Raw genomic sequence first — 13,502 nt, 5'->3', positions numbered from 1 at the left:
CCGCGACTCCCTCGACGCCCCTGCCGAATCCGCGAGCGGCCGGCTCTCTTCCGTTCCGTTGGGTTCGCCATAGGATTGTGGCGTCATTCGAGCGGCAAACCGGCTGCGCCATGCACCGGTGGACTGCCTGCCGAAAACCGGGGCTCGTAACCATTCGGCAACACTTTCGACGCCGCGCTCCGCGTTGACAGCCTCGCCGGCCCGCGCGACCACGCCGCCATGCCGGCCTATGACTTCACCGCTCCGCGCCTTCACGTCGCGGCCGATCTCGCCGCGGGGGTGATTCTGCCCCTCGACCGTGCCCAGGCCAACTACCTGCTCAACGTGCTGCGCCGCGGGCCGGACGATCCGGTCCTGGTCTTCAACGGCCGCGACGGCGAGTGGCGGGCGCATCTGGTCCAGACCGGGCGCAAGGGTGCCGACCTGCGCGTCGCCGCGCGGACGCGTCCGCAGCCCGGGCGCGCCGACCTGCACTACCTGTTCGCCCCGCTGAAGAGCGCGCGCCTCGACTACCTCGCGCAGAAGGCGGTGGAGATGGGAGCCGGGACGATTCGGCCGGTCATCACCCGGTTCACGCAGGGCGACCGCGTCAACATGGACCGGCTGCGGGCCAACGCCGTCGAGGCCGCCGAGCAGTGCGGGATCCTGGCGATTCCCGATTGTCCGGAGCCCGAGCGCCTCCCGGCCGCGCTCGCGGCCCTGGCGCCCGAGCGGCTCCTGGTCTTCTGCGACGAGGACGCGCCGGTGTGCGATCCGGTCGCGGCGCTGAGGGCTGCCGGCGACCCGCTGGCGCCGCCCCCGCTCGCCGTGGTGGTCGGTCCCGAGGGCGGCTTCTCGGAGGAGGAGCGGGCGCTGATCCGGGCGCGGCCGAACACCGTGGCGCTCTCCCTCGGGCCGCGCATCCTGCGGGCCGACACCGCCGCGGTCGCCGTGCTGGCCCTGGTCCAGGCGGTGCTGGGCGACGCGCGCTGACGGTGCGCCGGTCCGGTCCATGTGTGCCCGCGCACATGGGAGGACTGCGCCGGCCGATTGTTCCGTCGGATCAGACGTGAAGCGGCGCGCCGGTCGAGGCCGCCGCGTTGTGGGTTCACGGCGGCTCGATTATGTCCCGGATCGGACGCCGCCTGCGCCGCGTGCTCATCGGGGTCGGGGGCGGGTGTCCGCCCGGATCCCGCTCGCGAGAGCGGGTTTGTACCGGGTGGATCCGCCGGAGCAGTCCGGCGCGCCCGTTCCCAGGCACACGTCAGACGCACGGGCAGGCAGCGCATGGCGCGCGACAGCAACGACACCACGCCGCTCACCACGCGCGCCGAACTGATCGACTGGTTCGCGGCGGGCGAGAAGCCGCGCGCGCGCTTCGCGATAGGCACCGAGCACGAGAAGATCCCGTTCTATCGGGAGACCCGGACACCCGTGCCCTACGAGGGCGACCGCGGCATCCGGGCGCTGCTCGAGGGGCTCGCCCGCGAGACCGGCTGGGAGCCGATCCTCGATCTCGGCAACATCATCGGCCTGTCGGCGGAGGCGGGCGGCGCGATCTCGATTGAGCCCGGCGGCCAGTTCGAGCTGTCCGGCGCCGCGCTTCCCGACGTTCACGCCACGGCGGCGGAACTCGCCACGCACCTCGCCGCCACGAAACGGGTCGCCGATCCCCTGGGCATCGGCTTCCTGACGCTGGGCATGAGCCCGCGATGGCGGCGCGACGAGACGCCGGTCATGCCCAAGAGCCGCTACCGAATCATGGCCGGCTACATGCCGAAGGTCGGGTCCCTCGGCCTCGACATGATGCTGCGCACCGCCACCGTGCAGGTGAATCTCGATTTCGCCTCCGAGGCCGACATGGTGCGCAAGATGCGCGCGTCCCTGGCGCTGCAGCCGGTCGCGACCGCGCTCTTCGCCAACTCGCCCTTCACAGACGGCCGGCCGAACGGCTTCCTGTCGCGCCGGTCCGAGATCTGGCGCGACACGGATGCCCACCGGACCGGAATGCTGCCCTTCGCGTTCGACGCGGGGTTCGGCTACGAGGCCTATGTCGACTGGCTGCTCGACATGCCCATGTACTTCGTCAAGCGGGGCGACACCTACCACGACGTGTCGGGCGCCTCGTTCCGCGACCTGATGGCCGGCAAGCTCCCGCAGCTGCCCGGGGAGTTCGCCACGGTCTCCGACTGGGCCAACCACGCCTCCACGGCCTTCCCGGAGGTGCGGCTCAAGCGCTTCCTGGAGATGCGCGGCGCCGATGTCGGCGACCCCGGCATGATCGCCGCCCAGGCCGCCTTCTGGGCGGGGCTCCTCTACGACGAGTCGGCCCTCGACGCGGCCCTCGACCTCGTGAAGGGGTGGAGCCCGGCCAACCGCGAGGCCGCGCGGGCGACCGCGCCGCGCCTGGGTCTCGCGACGCCGGTGGCCAACACCACGCTCGGTTCCGTCGCCGCCGAAGCGCTGGCGATCGCCCGGGCGGGACTCCGGGCACGGGGCCGCCGCGACGCCGAGGGCCGGGACGAGGTGATCTACCTGCAGCCGCTCGAGGCGATCGTCGCCGCCGGGCGCACGCGGGCCGAGGATCTGCTCGCCGACTACGAGGGGCGCTGGGGCGCCTGCGTGCGCCCGGCGTTCACCGAATGCGTCTTCTAGCGACCGCCTGAGCGACTACCGCGGCCCGCGCGAATCGCCGTTGGAACGTGCTAATGGAACGTTCCGACAAGGCGTCACGATCAGGGAGAGGCCGCATCATGACCCGCATCATCGCCGCAATCCTCGCCGGGCTGGCCTCCGTGGCGGCGAGCCCCGGTACAGGGCGGGCCGCCGACCTCGCGCCGATCCAGGGCGCAGGCCCGGCGCCGACGCCGAGCCGCTGGCACGCCGGAGCCGCCGGCCGGATCGCCGGCACCGTCGCCGCACGCGGGCGGCCGGAGTACAGCTACTACGGCGAGTACGGCTATCCCGCGCCGTTCGGCTACGGCTACGCCTACGCGCCCGTCCCGAGCCGCGGCTTCGACTACGGGTACCACGGCCCCCGCTACGTCTGGACGGCGCCGGACAGCTATTCGGGACCCGCCTTCGGCTACTACGAATGGTGAGAGCGCCACTGGCTTCCGAGCGCGGCGGTGCCTATGACCGCCGGGGCCGGCAACCGCGCCGGTTCGGGAGCTTCCGGGGTGCGGGACGAGGATCCGGACTGCGTCGACCTCGACCTGAGCGGGCTCAAATGCCCGCTCCCGGTTCTGCGCACGCGGAAGGCGCTGCGCGGCCTGGCCCCCGGCCGGACGCTGGTGGTGACCTGCACCGACCCGCTGGCCGCCCTCGACATCCCGAACCTCGTGCGCGAGGAGGGCGCCCGCCTCGACGCCGCCGAGCGGCTGAGCGAGGGGCGCCTGCGCTTCCGCATCACCGTGTCCGCAAGGCCGCCGCATTCCTGAACGATCCGTCGCGCTCCAGCAGCGAGGCGAGATCGGAATGGCACCACGGATCGGGGGCGTGCGCCTCGTACATGACGGTTGGGCGCGCTACCTCGTCGCCGAGGTGATGCAGGAGGACGGAACCCGCATCACGCGGGAGATGGAGGATCACGGCCGGGCCGTGGCGGTGCTCCCCTACGATCCGGACCGGCGGGTCGCCACGCTCGTCTCGCAGTTCCGGGCGCCGGTCCTGTACTCGGGCGGGCCGCCGAGCCACATCGAGGTGCCGGCCGGGCTCCTCGACGAGGGCGCCTCCGAGGACGAGGCGCGGCGCGAGGCGATGGAGGAGACCGGCCTGCGCCTGAGCGCCCTCGACTTCGTCGCGAGCGCCTGGTCGATGCCGGGGATCTCCACGGAGCGGATGGACCTGTTCCTCGCCGCCTATGGTGAGGCCGACCGGACCGGGACGGGCGGCGGGCTCGCCGCCGAGGGCGAGGCCGTGGCGGTCCACGAGATCCCGCTGCCGGAACTGGCCGCCATGGGCTGCCGCGGGGCAATCACCGACATGAAGTCGCTGACCCTGCTCTTCGCGCTCCAATTGCGGCGCCCGGACCTGTTCGCGGAGCGGCGCTGAGATCAGCCGGCGCGCCGCCGGAACTGGTCCCGCGCGGCGAGGCCGATGAAGCGCCACGACTTGATGAAGTAGCGCCGGAACAGCCGGCGCGGCGCCTGCAGGAACCGGTAGATCCACTCCAGGCCGAGGCGCTGCATCAGCCCTGGGGCGCGCGGCAGGAACCCGGCCGCGACGTTGAGAGCGTCGCCGACGCAGAAGACCACCGGCTCGCCGAGCGTCTGGCCGTGGCGATCCACCCAGATCTCGGATTTGGGCGCGCCGACGCCCATCACCAGGAGCGTCGTCCCGTGGGCGCGGATCCGCTCCGCCAGGGCGCGGCTGTAGGCCACGTCGTGCTCGAAGCCGAAGGGCGGCACGGCGCTCGCCACGGCGCCGGGCGGAAGGCCCGCCGCCTGCAGCCGGGTCGCCAGCGCGTCCGCCGCGTCCTGGCGCGCGGAGACGAAGAAGACCCGCTTCGCGAAGGCCGGCGGATCGGCCAGGACGCAGCCCAGGAGATCGTGGCCGGTGATCCGGTGCACGGGCTTGGCGCACGCCTTCCGGGCCAGCCAGACCAGCGGCATCCCGTCGAGCGTCCTGGCGGCGGCGCGGGCGTAGGCCTCGCGGAACGGCGCGTTCTCGCTAAGCTGGACGATGTGATCGACGTTCGCGGTCACGATCATGCGCGGGCGGCCGTCTCGCCGTGCCGCGATGTCGGCCACGAGGGCCGCGGCGGGACCGGTGTGGAACCGGTAGCCGAAGAGTTCGACGGTCGCGCCGGTCTGCGGCGACCCGGCCGCCGCGGAGGCCGGTGCGCTCACCGTGTGTGCCTCCCCGAGGATCGGATCCATAGCGCTCAGGTAGAGGCTGATCTCGCCGATGTCACGCATCGGCGGCCCGGAAGCTCGCGGCGGGCCGGGTGGCGGCGCGCAGGTTGCGGCGGCGATCGCTGTCGGCGCCCAGCATCAGGGCGATGCCGCCGCCGAGCAGCAGGCCGAGGACGAGCGCCACCGGCAGGACGATCTTGGGCGAGGGCGGGAAGGTCCGCTGGCGCGCCGGCACCGCGGCCGAGATGATCCGGACGTTGGTGGTGTTCAGCCGCTCCTGCTCGCTCGCCTCGCGGGCCCGCTTCAGGTAGGCCTCGTAGATGCCGCGGCGGGCGTCGAGGGTCCGCTCCAGCTCGCGCAGGCCGACATAGGCCCGGTCGCTGGACGCGGTCTCGTTCTTCACCCGGTCGAGATTGGCCCGGATCGCCGCCTCGCTGGCGGCGGCGCGGTCGTAATCCTTCTGAGTCGTCTCGATGATCCGCTCCTTCTCGCGCTGGATCAGGCGCTGCAGGTCGCGCTGCTGCGCGTACTGCTCGGCCATGGCCGGGTGGCGCTCGCCGAGGCGGGTGGCGAGCTCCGCGGTGTTGCGGGACAGGGTGGCGTATTGCTGCCGCAGGGCCTGCATCTCCAGGCTCTGCAGCATCTCCGGCAGGGCGGTGCTGGGATCCGACGAGCGCATGCGGCGCGCCTGCTCCAGGCGCGACTTGGCCTCGGCGGTCTTGATCGAGGCGGTGACGAGCTGCTGGTTCAGGTCGCCGAGCTGCTGGTCGGTGAGCAGGCGGCCGCTGGCGGCCACGAGCTTGTGATCCTCGCGGTAGCGCACCACGGCGCTCTCGGCCTGCTCGACGTCGCGCTTGAGGCTGTTGAGCCGGCCCGCCAGGGCGTCGGAAGCGCGCCGCGCGGTCTCGGTCCGGGCCGCGGCCTCCTCGGCGAAGTAGGCGTCCCCGACGGCGTTGGCGATGCGGGCGGCCTTCTCGGGATCGCGGGACTGCACCGAGACGTCGATCACGAAGGTCCGCTCGGCACGCCGGACGGTGAGCCGGTTCTGCAGCGTGTCGAGGGCGGTGATGACCGGGTCGCGGCTCGCCGGCGGGGGCAGCATGCCCAGCGCGCCCTTGATCCAGGTCAGGGTCGGGTTGTTGCCGTCCGGCAGGACGAACTCGTCGTCCTGGTCGAGGTGGAGCTTGGCGATCACCCGGCGCAGGACGCTGTCCGACTGGATCACCCGCACCTGGCTCTCGGCGATCGACACGCCGCTGTCGGCCTGAGGCTGGCGCGCGTTCACGTCGTTCTCGACGACGCGCAGGTCGCTCGGATCCACCAGGACCTGGATGCTCGACGTGTAGCGCGGCGGGATCAGGCCGAGGAGCGCCACGGCCACCGCGACCATGAACAGGCCGCCGAGCACGATGAAGCCGCTGCCGCGCCACAGGCGGCGCAGGATCACCCGGCCGTCCGTCGGCGGCGCGACCTGCGGCAGCACCATCCGCACGGGCTGTTCGCCGCTCATCCGCGTCGAGAAGTCGAACATACGCCCCGCTCCCTGACCTGCCTCGGCGGAGACCGCCGCCCGTCACCAGCCTCGCCGCCGTTCCCGTTCTGACCCGCTTCGTGCCGATCTGGAACAGGCGCTCGCCCGAGGCGCTACCGTCTTCGGGAGACCAGCAATCAACATACCGGGCCAGTAGTGTCGCCCCGATGCGGCACTTGCTCCAGGAAGCCGCCAGATATCGGTTACCGATGCAGTCCTAACTGTCACGACAATCGGCCGTGAAAAGTTCCCGATTTGTTGGGGACTACGCAGGCCGTGTCAGCGATCGCCCTCGTGTGCGACAATTGACTCCAGCGATTCGTAGGCTGCGGGGTCGCCGGCCAGGAAGCGCTGGAAGCGCGCGCCGTCCTCGGCCGCGGCCGCGTTCCAACGCGCGACGTTGGCCCGGCTCATCCCGGCGGCGCGGGCCAGGGCCCCGTCGCGGATCCAGCCGGCGAGCGCGCCCGCGGCCGCGTCGGGCTGCTCCGGCCGGATCAGCAGGGCGGACGCGTCCAGCACCTCGCGGAACACCGGATCGTCGGGCGCCACCACCGGCAGGCCACCGTGCTGCACCTCCAGCAGCGGCAGGCCGAGTCCTTCGGCCTTGGAGGTGGAGACCAGCAGATGGCAAGAGCCGGCGAGGGCGCGCAGTTCGGCGTCGGCGAGGTAGCCGTAGCGGTGCAGGAACGGTGGCGGTGTCTCCAGGAAGGCGTGCTGCCCCCAGCCGACCCGGCCGACGAGGTGGAGCTCCGCCGGGATGCCGGCGCGGATCAGCGCCGCCGTCAGCGCGAGGGTCGCCGGGTAGTTCTTGCGCGGCTCGATGGTGCCGATGGCCAGGATCCGCAGCGGCCGGCCGGGCGCGTAAGCCGCCGGTCCCGGCAGGTCGTCCAGGCCGAAGGCGTCGCGGACGGGGGGGCGCAGCAGGGCGACGCGGGCGCGCTTGGCGCAGAGCGCGCGCACGTCCGCCCCGGTGGTGCGGCTGTTGACGAACAGGTTCGGGCACCAGCGCAGGGCCAGGGCGAAGCTCGGGCTCATGTAGATCCGGCTGCGCAGGCTGAGATCTTCCGTCCGGGTGAGCAGGAACGTGTCGTGGACGTAGAGGAGGCAGCGCGAGGCCGCGACGGCGCAGAGCGGCCCGGGCGGGAAGCCCGGGAACAGGAACAGGGCGTCCCGATCGGTCAGCGCCCGCACCGGCAGGCCGAGCTGCTGCGCGGCGACCATGCCGGGCAGGGAGCCCGCCCTCACCGGCCGCACCGTGTGCGGGGCGAGGCGGTCCGGCGCGAACAGGTCGAGGGTGACCCGCTCGATCCCCGTGACGTGGGCGCGCAGATGGGTCTGATCGAGGTAGATCCGCCGCCGCGCCGGCACCGACCGCGCGCCGCCCGGCCTGTCGCCGCGGGCCGTCACGGCCGGCTCCGGCGCAGGGTGCCGGCGAGGTAGAGACAGCGTCGCACGAGGAGCGGCATTCGCCGCCCGAAGACCATCTGCTTGGCCCGCCGCAGCCGGCGTACGAGCGGGCGCGAGACCGCCGGGGCGGTGCCGGTGGCGCCCGCCCGCAGGACCGCCGCGAACGGGAAGTGCCCGAGCATCTCGGGGGCGTAGCGCGGGCCCGTCGNGGGGCAGGCGGCGTCGCAGCCGGACGCGGCGCGCCCGCAGTCGCGCGGGTGGGCGCACCGGCCGGTCAGGGGGAAGAGGTCGTGCAGCACGAGGCCGACCGGACCTCGCCGCGCCAAGCGGCCGACGACGTCGAGGCTGCGGGTGGCGCCGTGCAGGTTGCCGGCGAGGACGAGATCGGGGGCGGCCGCCGCGATCGCGGCCTCCGCCCGCGGGAAGTCGTCGGTCCACTCGGCGGCCTCGGGCCGGCCGCTCAGCGTCACATCGGTGACCCGGTGGCCCGCGAGCGTCAGCGCCTCGGCGAGGCGGCGCTGGGCCACGCCGGCACCCCCGCGGGTTCCGGTTCCGGTGAGCGACACGATCGACAGGCCGTCGCCGGGCGGGGGCAGCGGCGCGGAGAGCCTGTGGAGCAGCACCGGGCGGCCGATCAGGCTCCGCCGATTGGCGGGGATCGCCGACCAGGCGGTGGCGGCGTCGAGCACGCCGTCCGCGTCGAGGCGCGCGCGGGTCGCGAGGACGTCCCGCCGCCACAGGATCCCGCCTCCCGCGGGCGGGATCGCCGGCGTGCCGCCGGCGGTTCCGGGACCGTCGAGGCCGCGGACGGCGACGTCGAACAGGACCCGGAGCCCCGCCACCGCGTCGGCGCCGGTCAGGGTGGCCTCCAGCGCCAGGGCAGTCAGAGCGCCCGGCGCGAGCAGGTCGCCGGCGCGGAGCCAGAGCAGGTGATGCGGACCGGGATCCGCCAGGATCCGCGCCGCGGACGCGCGGCCGGCCGTCGGGTCGAGCACGTCGTGCCGCAGCTCGGGGTAGCCCTGGCGCAGGACCGACGCGACGGTCTCGGCGAGCGCCGCATCCGCGCCGGCCACTGTGACGACGCGGATCCGGGGCCAGGGGCGCCCGTCGGGGAGCGACGCGGGACGGGCCGGCGCGTGGGCTCCGCGCCCGAACGGCCAGTCGGCGACGCCGTGGGCGGGCGGTGACATGTCTGCGGCGTCGGTCACGGCGGCTCTGGCGGCGGCTCGGGTCTCGTGCGGGGCGGCAGAGTGGACGGGAAGGTTGAAGATTGCCTCTCGGAGCGGGCGGCGCCTCAGGCCGCCGCTCCGGCCTCCACCCGGATCCGCGCCGGGCCGGCCTCGATCCGGCCGATCCGGGCGGCCGCCGGGTAGCCGGCCGCCCGGATGCGGTCCAGGATCGCGTCGGCCCGGTCGGCCGAGCAGGTCACCAGCAGCCCGCCCGAGGTCTGCGGATCGGTCAGGAGGTGGCGGCGCCAATCGGGGAAGTCGGCCGGCAGGTCCACCGCCTCGCCGAACGCCGCCCAGTTGCGGTGCGAGGCGCCGGTGACGGCGCCGGCGCGCGCCAGCGCCTCCGCCTGGGGTAGCAGGGGGAGGGCGTCGGCCTCGAGGGCGAGGGTGAGGCCGGCGCCGCGGGCGATCTCCAGGCCGTGGCCCAGGATGCCGAAGCCGGTCACATCGGTGAGGGCGTGCACGGCGGGCTCGGCGGCGAGGTCGGTCCCGATCCGGTTGAGCAGCGTCGTGGTCGCGATGAAGTCGCGGTAGCCGGCCTCGTCGAGAATCGCCCGCTTGATCGCCGCCGAGTAGACCCCGACCCCGAGGGCCTTGGTGAGCAGGACGGCGTCGCCGGCCACCGCGTCGGCGTTGCGCCGCACCGCCTCGCGGCGGCAGGTCCCGATCACCGCGAGACCGTAGATCGGCTCGGGCGCGTCGATCGAGTGGCCGCCCGCCACCGGGATGCCGGCCGCGGCGCATTGCTCCGCGCCGCCGCGCAGGATCCGCGCGACCACCTCGGGGTCGATCTTGCCGAGCGGCATCCCGAGGATCGCCAGCGCGAAGAGCGGCCGGCCGCCCATGGCGTAGACGTCCGAGATGGCGTTCGTCGCGGCGATCCGGCCGAAATCGACCGGGTCGTCCACCATTGGGGTGAAGAAGTCCGTGGTGGCGATGAGGCAGGTTCCGTCCTCCAGCTCCCACACCGCCGCGTCGTCCGCGGTCTCGTTGCCGACAAGGAGCCGCTCGAACGGGCCCGCTGCCGGCTGCTGGGCGAGGAGCTGGCGCAAGGTGGCCGGGTCGAGCTTGCAGCCGCAGCCGCCGCCGTGGGCGAGACTGGTCAGGCGGGGGGCATCGCTCATGGCCGAACTCCGTTCCGGCTAATCTCGGGTCTTCGCCGGGTCTTCGCGGAGTCAGTAGCGCGTCGTCACCGCGTTGAGCCAGTCCGGCGAGGCCGCGACGGCCGCGGCCTCGACCCGCTTGTCGAGGCCCGTCAGCACCAGCAGCCCGAGCACGACCATCACGGCGCCGAGCGCGMCCTTCGCGGCCCGGCCGGCCGCGGCGAGACCGCCGCGCCAGCGCAGCAGCGCCTCGCGGGAGACGAAGCCGAGGAGCATCAGCGGGGCCGCGGCGCCGATCCCGAAGGCCAGCATCGTCAGGGCGACGCCCCCGAGATGCTCGCCCCGCGCCGCCATCAGCGAGGCCGCGCCCAGGGTCGGTCCCACGCAGGGACTCCAGGCCGCGCCGAGCAGCAGCCCCACGGCGAACTGGCCCGATAATCCCCCGGAGCCGACGCCGCCGAAGCGGTCCTCCGCCCAGGCGCCGACTGGGCCGGCCGCCGTCGCGACCCGGGCCTGGAGCCGCGGCAGCATCAGCACCGCGCCCAGGAGCACCAGCAGCACCGCGCCGGCACGCCGGAACACGTCGCCGTCGAGCCCGACGGTGAAGCCGATCGTCGCGACGAACAGCCCGATGGCCGTGAAGGCGATCGCGAGGCCGGCGGCCAGCGCCGCCGGACCGAGGCGGTGCTCGGCCGCCGCCGTGCCGAGTACGATGGGGATCAGCGGCAGCACGCAGGGCGAGAGCACCGAGAGCAGGCCGGCCAGGAACGCGAACCCCACCGTTCCCAGCATGTCCCGTGCCCTCCCGCTGGCGCTCTGCCGGAGGAGGCTTCGACCCTGGCGCGCGGGCCGTCAACGCGCCAGGCGGACGCGGGCCCGCGGGAACAAGGCCGCCGCGCGCCGAATTCGGCGGCAGGTCCGGTCCTCCCGGGCGAGGCGGAGCAGAGCGGTGACCACCTTCTTCACGGGCGACACGCATTTCGGCGACCCGCGGGCGCTGCGCTTCGACCACAGGCCCTATCCCGATCTCGAGGCCCACGATGCCGGCCTGATCGCGGCCTGGAACGCGACGGTGACGCCGGGCGACACGGTCTGGCACCTCGGCGACTTCGCCCTCGGTCCGAGCGGCGACCGGATCCGCGCGATCCTCGACGGGCTGAACGGCGAGAAGCACCTGATCGCCGGCAACAATGACGGGCCGGACACGCTCACGGCGCCCGGCTGGGCATCGGTCCGGCACTACGCGGAACTCGATGTCGAGGGGCGGATGGTGGTGCTCTGCCACTACGCGTTCCGCACCTGGAACGGCATGAGCCGGGGGGCGCTCAACCTCCACGGGCACAGCCACGGCAAGCTCAAGCCGATGCCGAAGCAGTACGATGTCGGCGTCGATCCGATGGGTGCGGCCCCCGTGCCACTCTCCGCCATCCTGACCTCGCGCCTGCGCCGAAAGCCGTGATTCGCCGGAACTTTCACGTCAGCTTCACTGTTTCAGCGGACAGAGAGGGAGTGGACCTGAGCCGCTCCGAGAAACCCGGCAGGGCCGCTCGCGGGCCTGCCATCACGAACCGTGTGTGAGTGTTCCCGTGAGTGCCAAGTCGGTCACTCTGACCCGCTGCCTCGCCAGCCTCCTGGCAGGCCTCGCCCTGACTTCCGCCGCGTCGGCCCTGCCGTCCTGCATCGAAGCCCAGCGCAAGGTCGACGAGGCGAACGCCCTGCGCTTCCAGGCGCGTCAGGAAGCCCGCCTGGGTAACCATGACCGCGTCTGCGACACGCTCGACGAGGTGGGCGACCGCTACGACGATGCCCGCGACGCGTTCGAGCGATGCGGCGAGGGCGTCGTGGCGATCGACCTCCGCAGTGAGCTGCGGGGTTTGCGGATCGCCAAGAAAATCAACCGCTGCGACTGACCGGGTGCGCGACCGCACCTCGGACGTCCCGTTCCTGAAGCATCACCCCGTTACGCGCGACGCTTGTCGCCGAGAAGGTTCTGCGCCGATGACCCCCGCCACGCTCTCGAACGACATCGAGCCCGCCGTCACCCGCACCGGCCCGTCCTTCGCGGCTGCCCTGTGCGGCTTCGTCAGCACCACCGTCGCCACGACGATGCTGCTCATGCTGATCGGCACGTTCTGATCATGGTGCGACCGACCAGAACCGCTGGCGGTTGAACAGCATTTCCTGGGAGCCGATCTTCGGAGCCGGCTCCGTCCGTCGGCCGCAATCGGGCTCGGGCGGCTTCGTGACAGCGGCCAGGGTCGCCGGTGCCGTGGCCGGGATCAGCCCGAGTCGGGACTGCACTTCGGGCTGCCGCGCCGCGGCGATGGTCAGCACGCAGGCGATCAGCCCGCCGGCAACAGTTCCGAGAACGAAATTCAACATCGGGGTTGGGATCCGGGGGCCGGTTCCTTTCGGCCGCACAGCGTCGTTGATAACCAACCCGGCGGGATCATGGCGGATGCGGCGCTCACGCGCTTTTAACTCCTGATCTGCGACAGCTACGCGCTAGCTTGCCTCCGTGGCAGGCCCGACGACGGGGCTGGACCGCCGATGAACTACGCCGCCAACGCCTACGCCAAGACTTCCCACAGCGCGCTGTCGCCCCGCGAAGCCGAATCCGCCGTGCTGCTGAAGGCGGCACAGAAGCTGATCGGCGCAAGTCAGGGGCTCGCCAGCGGCGATGCCGGGCGCATCAACGAGGCCCTGTCGTTCAATCAGCGGGTCTGGACGCTGCTGACCTCCGAGGCGACGTCCGCGGAAAACCCGCTCCCCGCCGACGTGAAGCAGGGCGTCGGTCGCCTGGGCGTGTTCGTGCTCCAGAGCTGCATCGACACCATGATCGCACCGACGCCTGAGAAGATCGCCACGCTGGTGTCGATCAACAATCACATCGCCGCCGGCCTCCAGGGCAATCCCGGCTGAGGCCGGGCGGCCCGACTAGGGAGCTGCCGCCCGGTCCGGCACCTCGGCGAGCGATGCCGAGCCGGCGGCCTCCCACTCGACGAGTTTGCGGCTCAGCTTGAGTGACCGGTAATACTCGCCGGCCTCGACCGCCTGCGCGATCGCGGCGATCTGCCCGGCGGCGGCCGGCGCCAGGCCGAGCAGGTCCGTGGCCTGCCGGAAGAACAGGTCGATGCTCTGCGTCGGGTCGTCGGCGAGGTAGATGACCGTCAGCGTCAGGTGGAGACGCTTGCAGGCCGTGTCGGCCTCGCTCTCCGTGATGATCTCGCTCTCGCGCAAAAATTTGCACTGCGTCTCGATCAGGAAGGTCGAGCGACGATCGCCGTTGCGCAGCAGCGCGCCGTTGATGATCAGCCGCTCGAACGGCTTGAGTTCCAGGCGCAGGGGCATCGGGCGTTCCTTTCTAGAAGACCCGCCGATCTCATTCGCGAACCGT

General features: G+C 72.9%; 17 protein-coding genes. 9 read left to right on the top strand and 8 right to left on the bottom strand.

Annotated elements, in window-relative coordinates; genetic code table 11:
* Positions 1-219: 219 nt before the first annotated feature.
* The 5 genes from MMR14E_RS03725 to MMR14E_RS03705 all read left to right on the top strand — a co-directional run bounded on the left by MMR14E_RS03725 (position 220) and on the right by MMR14E_RS03705 (position 4,032).
* Complete coding sequence (locus MMR14E_RS03725) at positions 220-972, top strand: 16S rRNA (uracil(1498)-N(3))-methyltransferase (RefSeq protein ID WP_331312866.1); 753 nt, start codon at positions 220-222, stop codon at positions 970-972.
* A gap of 294 nt (positions 973-1,266) precedes the next feature.
* Entirely contained in the window at positions 1,267-2,634 is a 1,368-nt protein-coding gene (locus tag MMR14E_RS03720) for a glutamate--cysteine ligase (protein WP_331312865.1), read from the top strand.
* Between the two features lie 98 nt (positions 2,635-2,732).
* Positions 2,733-3,080 (top strand): hypothetical protein, encoded by a 348-nt coding sequence (locus MMR14E_RS03715; RefSeq protein WP_331312864.1) that lies wholly within the window; start codon positions 2,733-2,735, stop codon positions 3,078-3,080.
* Positions 3,081-3,158: 78 nt separating this feature from the next.
* The gene (locus tag MMR14E_RS03710) at positions 3,159-3,419 is read left to right on the top strand and encodes a sulfurtransferase TusA family protein (RefSeq protein ID WP_331312988.1); all 261 of its coding nucleotides are present in this window, start codon (positions 3,159-3,161) and stop codon (positions 3,417-3,419) included.
* A 37-nt stretch (positions 3,420-3,456) separates the two neighbouring features.
* On the top strand, positions 3,457-4,032 hold the full coding sequence (locus MMR14E_RS03705) for an NUDIX hydrolase (protein WP_331312863.1): 576 nt from the start codon (positions 3,457-3,459) through the stop codon (positions 4,030-4,032).
* Between the two features lie 2 nt (positions 4,033-4,034).
* Here the strand turns inward: MMR14E_RS03705 and MMR14E_RS03700 are convergent, their stop codons facing one another.
* The 6 genes from MMR14E_RS03700 to MMR14E_RS03675 form a co-directional block, all read right to left on the bottom strand.
* The gene (locus MMR14E_RS03700) at positions 4,035-4,898 is read right to left on the bottom strand and encodes a WecB/TagA/CpsF family glycosyltransferase (protein WP_331312862.1); all 864 of its coding nucleotides are present in this window, start codon (positions 4,896-4,898) and stop codon (positions 4,035-4,037) included.
* Positions 4,891-6,366 carry a GumC family protein gene (locus MMR14E_RS03695; RefSeq protein WP_331312861.1) on the bottom strand — a complete coding sequence of 492 codons (1,476 nt, stop codon included), beginning with the start codon at positions 6,364-6,366 and terminating at the stop codon, positions 4,891-4,893. Before MMR14E_RS03695 ends, MMR14E_RS03700 begins: the two co-directional genes overlap by 8 nt.
* Before the next feature lie 279 nt (positions 6,367-6,645).
* Positions 6,646-7,773, bottom strand: coding sequence for a glycosyltransferase (locus tag MMR14E_RS03690; protein ID WP_331312860.1), 1,128 nt, complete (start codon positions 7,771-7,773; stop codon positions 6,646-6,648).
* The gene (locus MMR14E_RS03685; protein ID WP_331312859.1) at positions 7,770-8,981 is read right to left on the bottom strand and encodes a hypothetical protein; all 1,212 of its coding nucleotides are present in this window, start codon (positions 8,979-8,981) and stop codon (positions 7,770-7,772) included. Before MMR14E_RS03685 ends, MMR14E_RS03690 begins: the two co-directional genes overlap by 4 nt.
* Positions 8,982-9,067: 86 nt before the next feature.
* On the bottom strand, positions 9,068-10,126 hold the full coding sequence (gene selD / locus MMR14E_RS03680) for a selenide, water dikinase SelD (RefSeq protein ID WP_331312858.1): 1,059 nt from the start codon (positions 10,124-10,126) through the stop codon (positions 9,068-9,070).
* Positions 10,127-10,177: 51 nt separating this feature from the next.
* Positions 10,178-10,897, bottom strand: a complete 720-nt coding sequence (locus tag MMR14E_RS03675) for a cytochrome c biogenesis CcdA family protein (RefSeq protein ID WP_331312857.1) — start codon at positions 10,895-10,897, stop codon at positions 10,178-10,180.
* A 157-nt stretch (positions 10,898-11,054) separates the two neighbouring features.
* Between MMR14E_RS03675 and MMR14E_RS03670 the strand changes: the two genes are divergently transcribed.
* The 3 genes from MMR14E_RS03670 (at position 11,055) to MMR14E_RS03660 (ending at position 12,241) form a co-directional block, all read left to right on the top strand.
* Positions 11,055-11,564 carry a metallophosphoesterase gene (locus MMR14E_RS03670; protein ID WP_331312856.1) on the top strand — a complete coding sequence of 170 codons (510 nt, stop codon included), beginning with the start codon at positions 11,055-11,057 and terminating at the stop codon, positions 11,562-11,564.
* A 127-nt stretch (positions 11,565-11,691) separates the two neighbouring features.
* Positions 11,692-12,015 carry a hypothetical protein gene (locus MMR14E_RS03665; RefSeq protein ID WP_012322287.1) on the top strand — a complete coding sequence of 108 codons (324 nt, stop codon included), beginning with the start codon at positions 11,692-11,694 and terminating at the stop codon, positions 12,013-12,015.
* A gap of 88 nt (positions 12,016-12,103) precedes the next feature.
* Complete coding sequence (locus MMR14E_RS03660; protein ID WP_273561625.1) at positions 12,104-12,241, top strand: hypothetical protein; 138 nt, start codon at positions 12,104-12,106, stop codon at positions 12,239-12,241.
* Here the strand turns inward: MMR14E_RS03660 and MMR14E_RS03655 are convergent, their stop codons facing one another.
* Positions 12,242-12,487, bottom strand: a complete 246-nt coding sequence (locus tag MMR14E_RS03655) for a hypothetical protein (protein ID WP_331312855.1) — start codon at positions 12,485-12,487, stop codon at positions 12,242-12,244. It lies immediately after the preceding gene.
* Between the two features lie 168 nt (positions 12,488-12,655).
* Here MMR14E_RS03655 and flaF point away from each other — a divergent pair, with 168 nt between their 5' ends.
* On the top strand, positions 12,656-13,027 hold the full coding sequence (gene flaF / locus MMR14E_RS03650; RefSeq protein WP_020090652.1) for a flagellar biosynthesis regulator FlaF: 372 nt from the start codon (positions 12,656-12,658) through the stop codon (positions 13,025-13,027).
* A 15-nt stretch (positions 13,028-13,042) separates the two neighbouring features.
* On the opposite strand, the gene MMR14E_RS03645 is transcribed toward flaF, so the two are convergent.
* The gene (locus tag MMR14E_RS03645) at positions 13,043-13,456 is read right to left on the bottom strand and encodes a flagellar biosynthesis repressor FlbT (protein ID WP_331312854.1); all 414 of its coding nucleotides are present in this window, start codon (positions 13,454-13,456) and stop codon (positions 13,043-13,045) included.
* Positions 13,457-13,502 lie beyond the last annotated feature (46 nt).

Origin of the sequence: Methylobacterium mesophilicum (genome assembly GCF_036441335.1) — a bacterium.
GTDB lineage: Bacteria > Pseudomonadota > Alphaproteobacteria > Rhizobiales > Beijerinckiaceae > Methylobacterium > Methylobacterium mesophilicum_B.
Note: the sequence above shows the minus strand (reverse complement) of the source record. Positions and strands in the feature narration are given on the sequence as shown.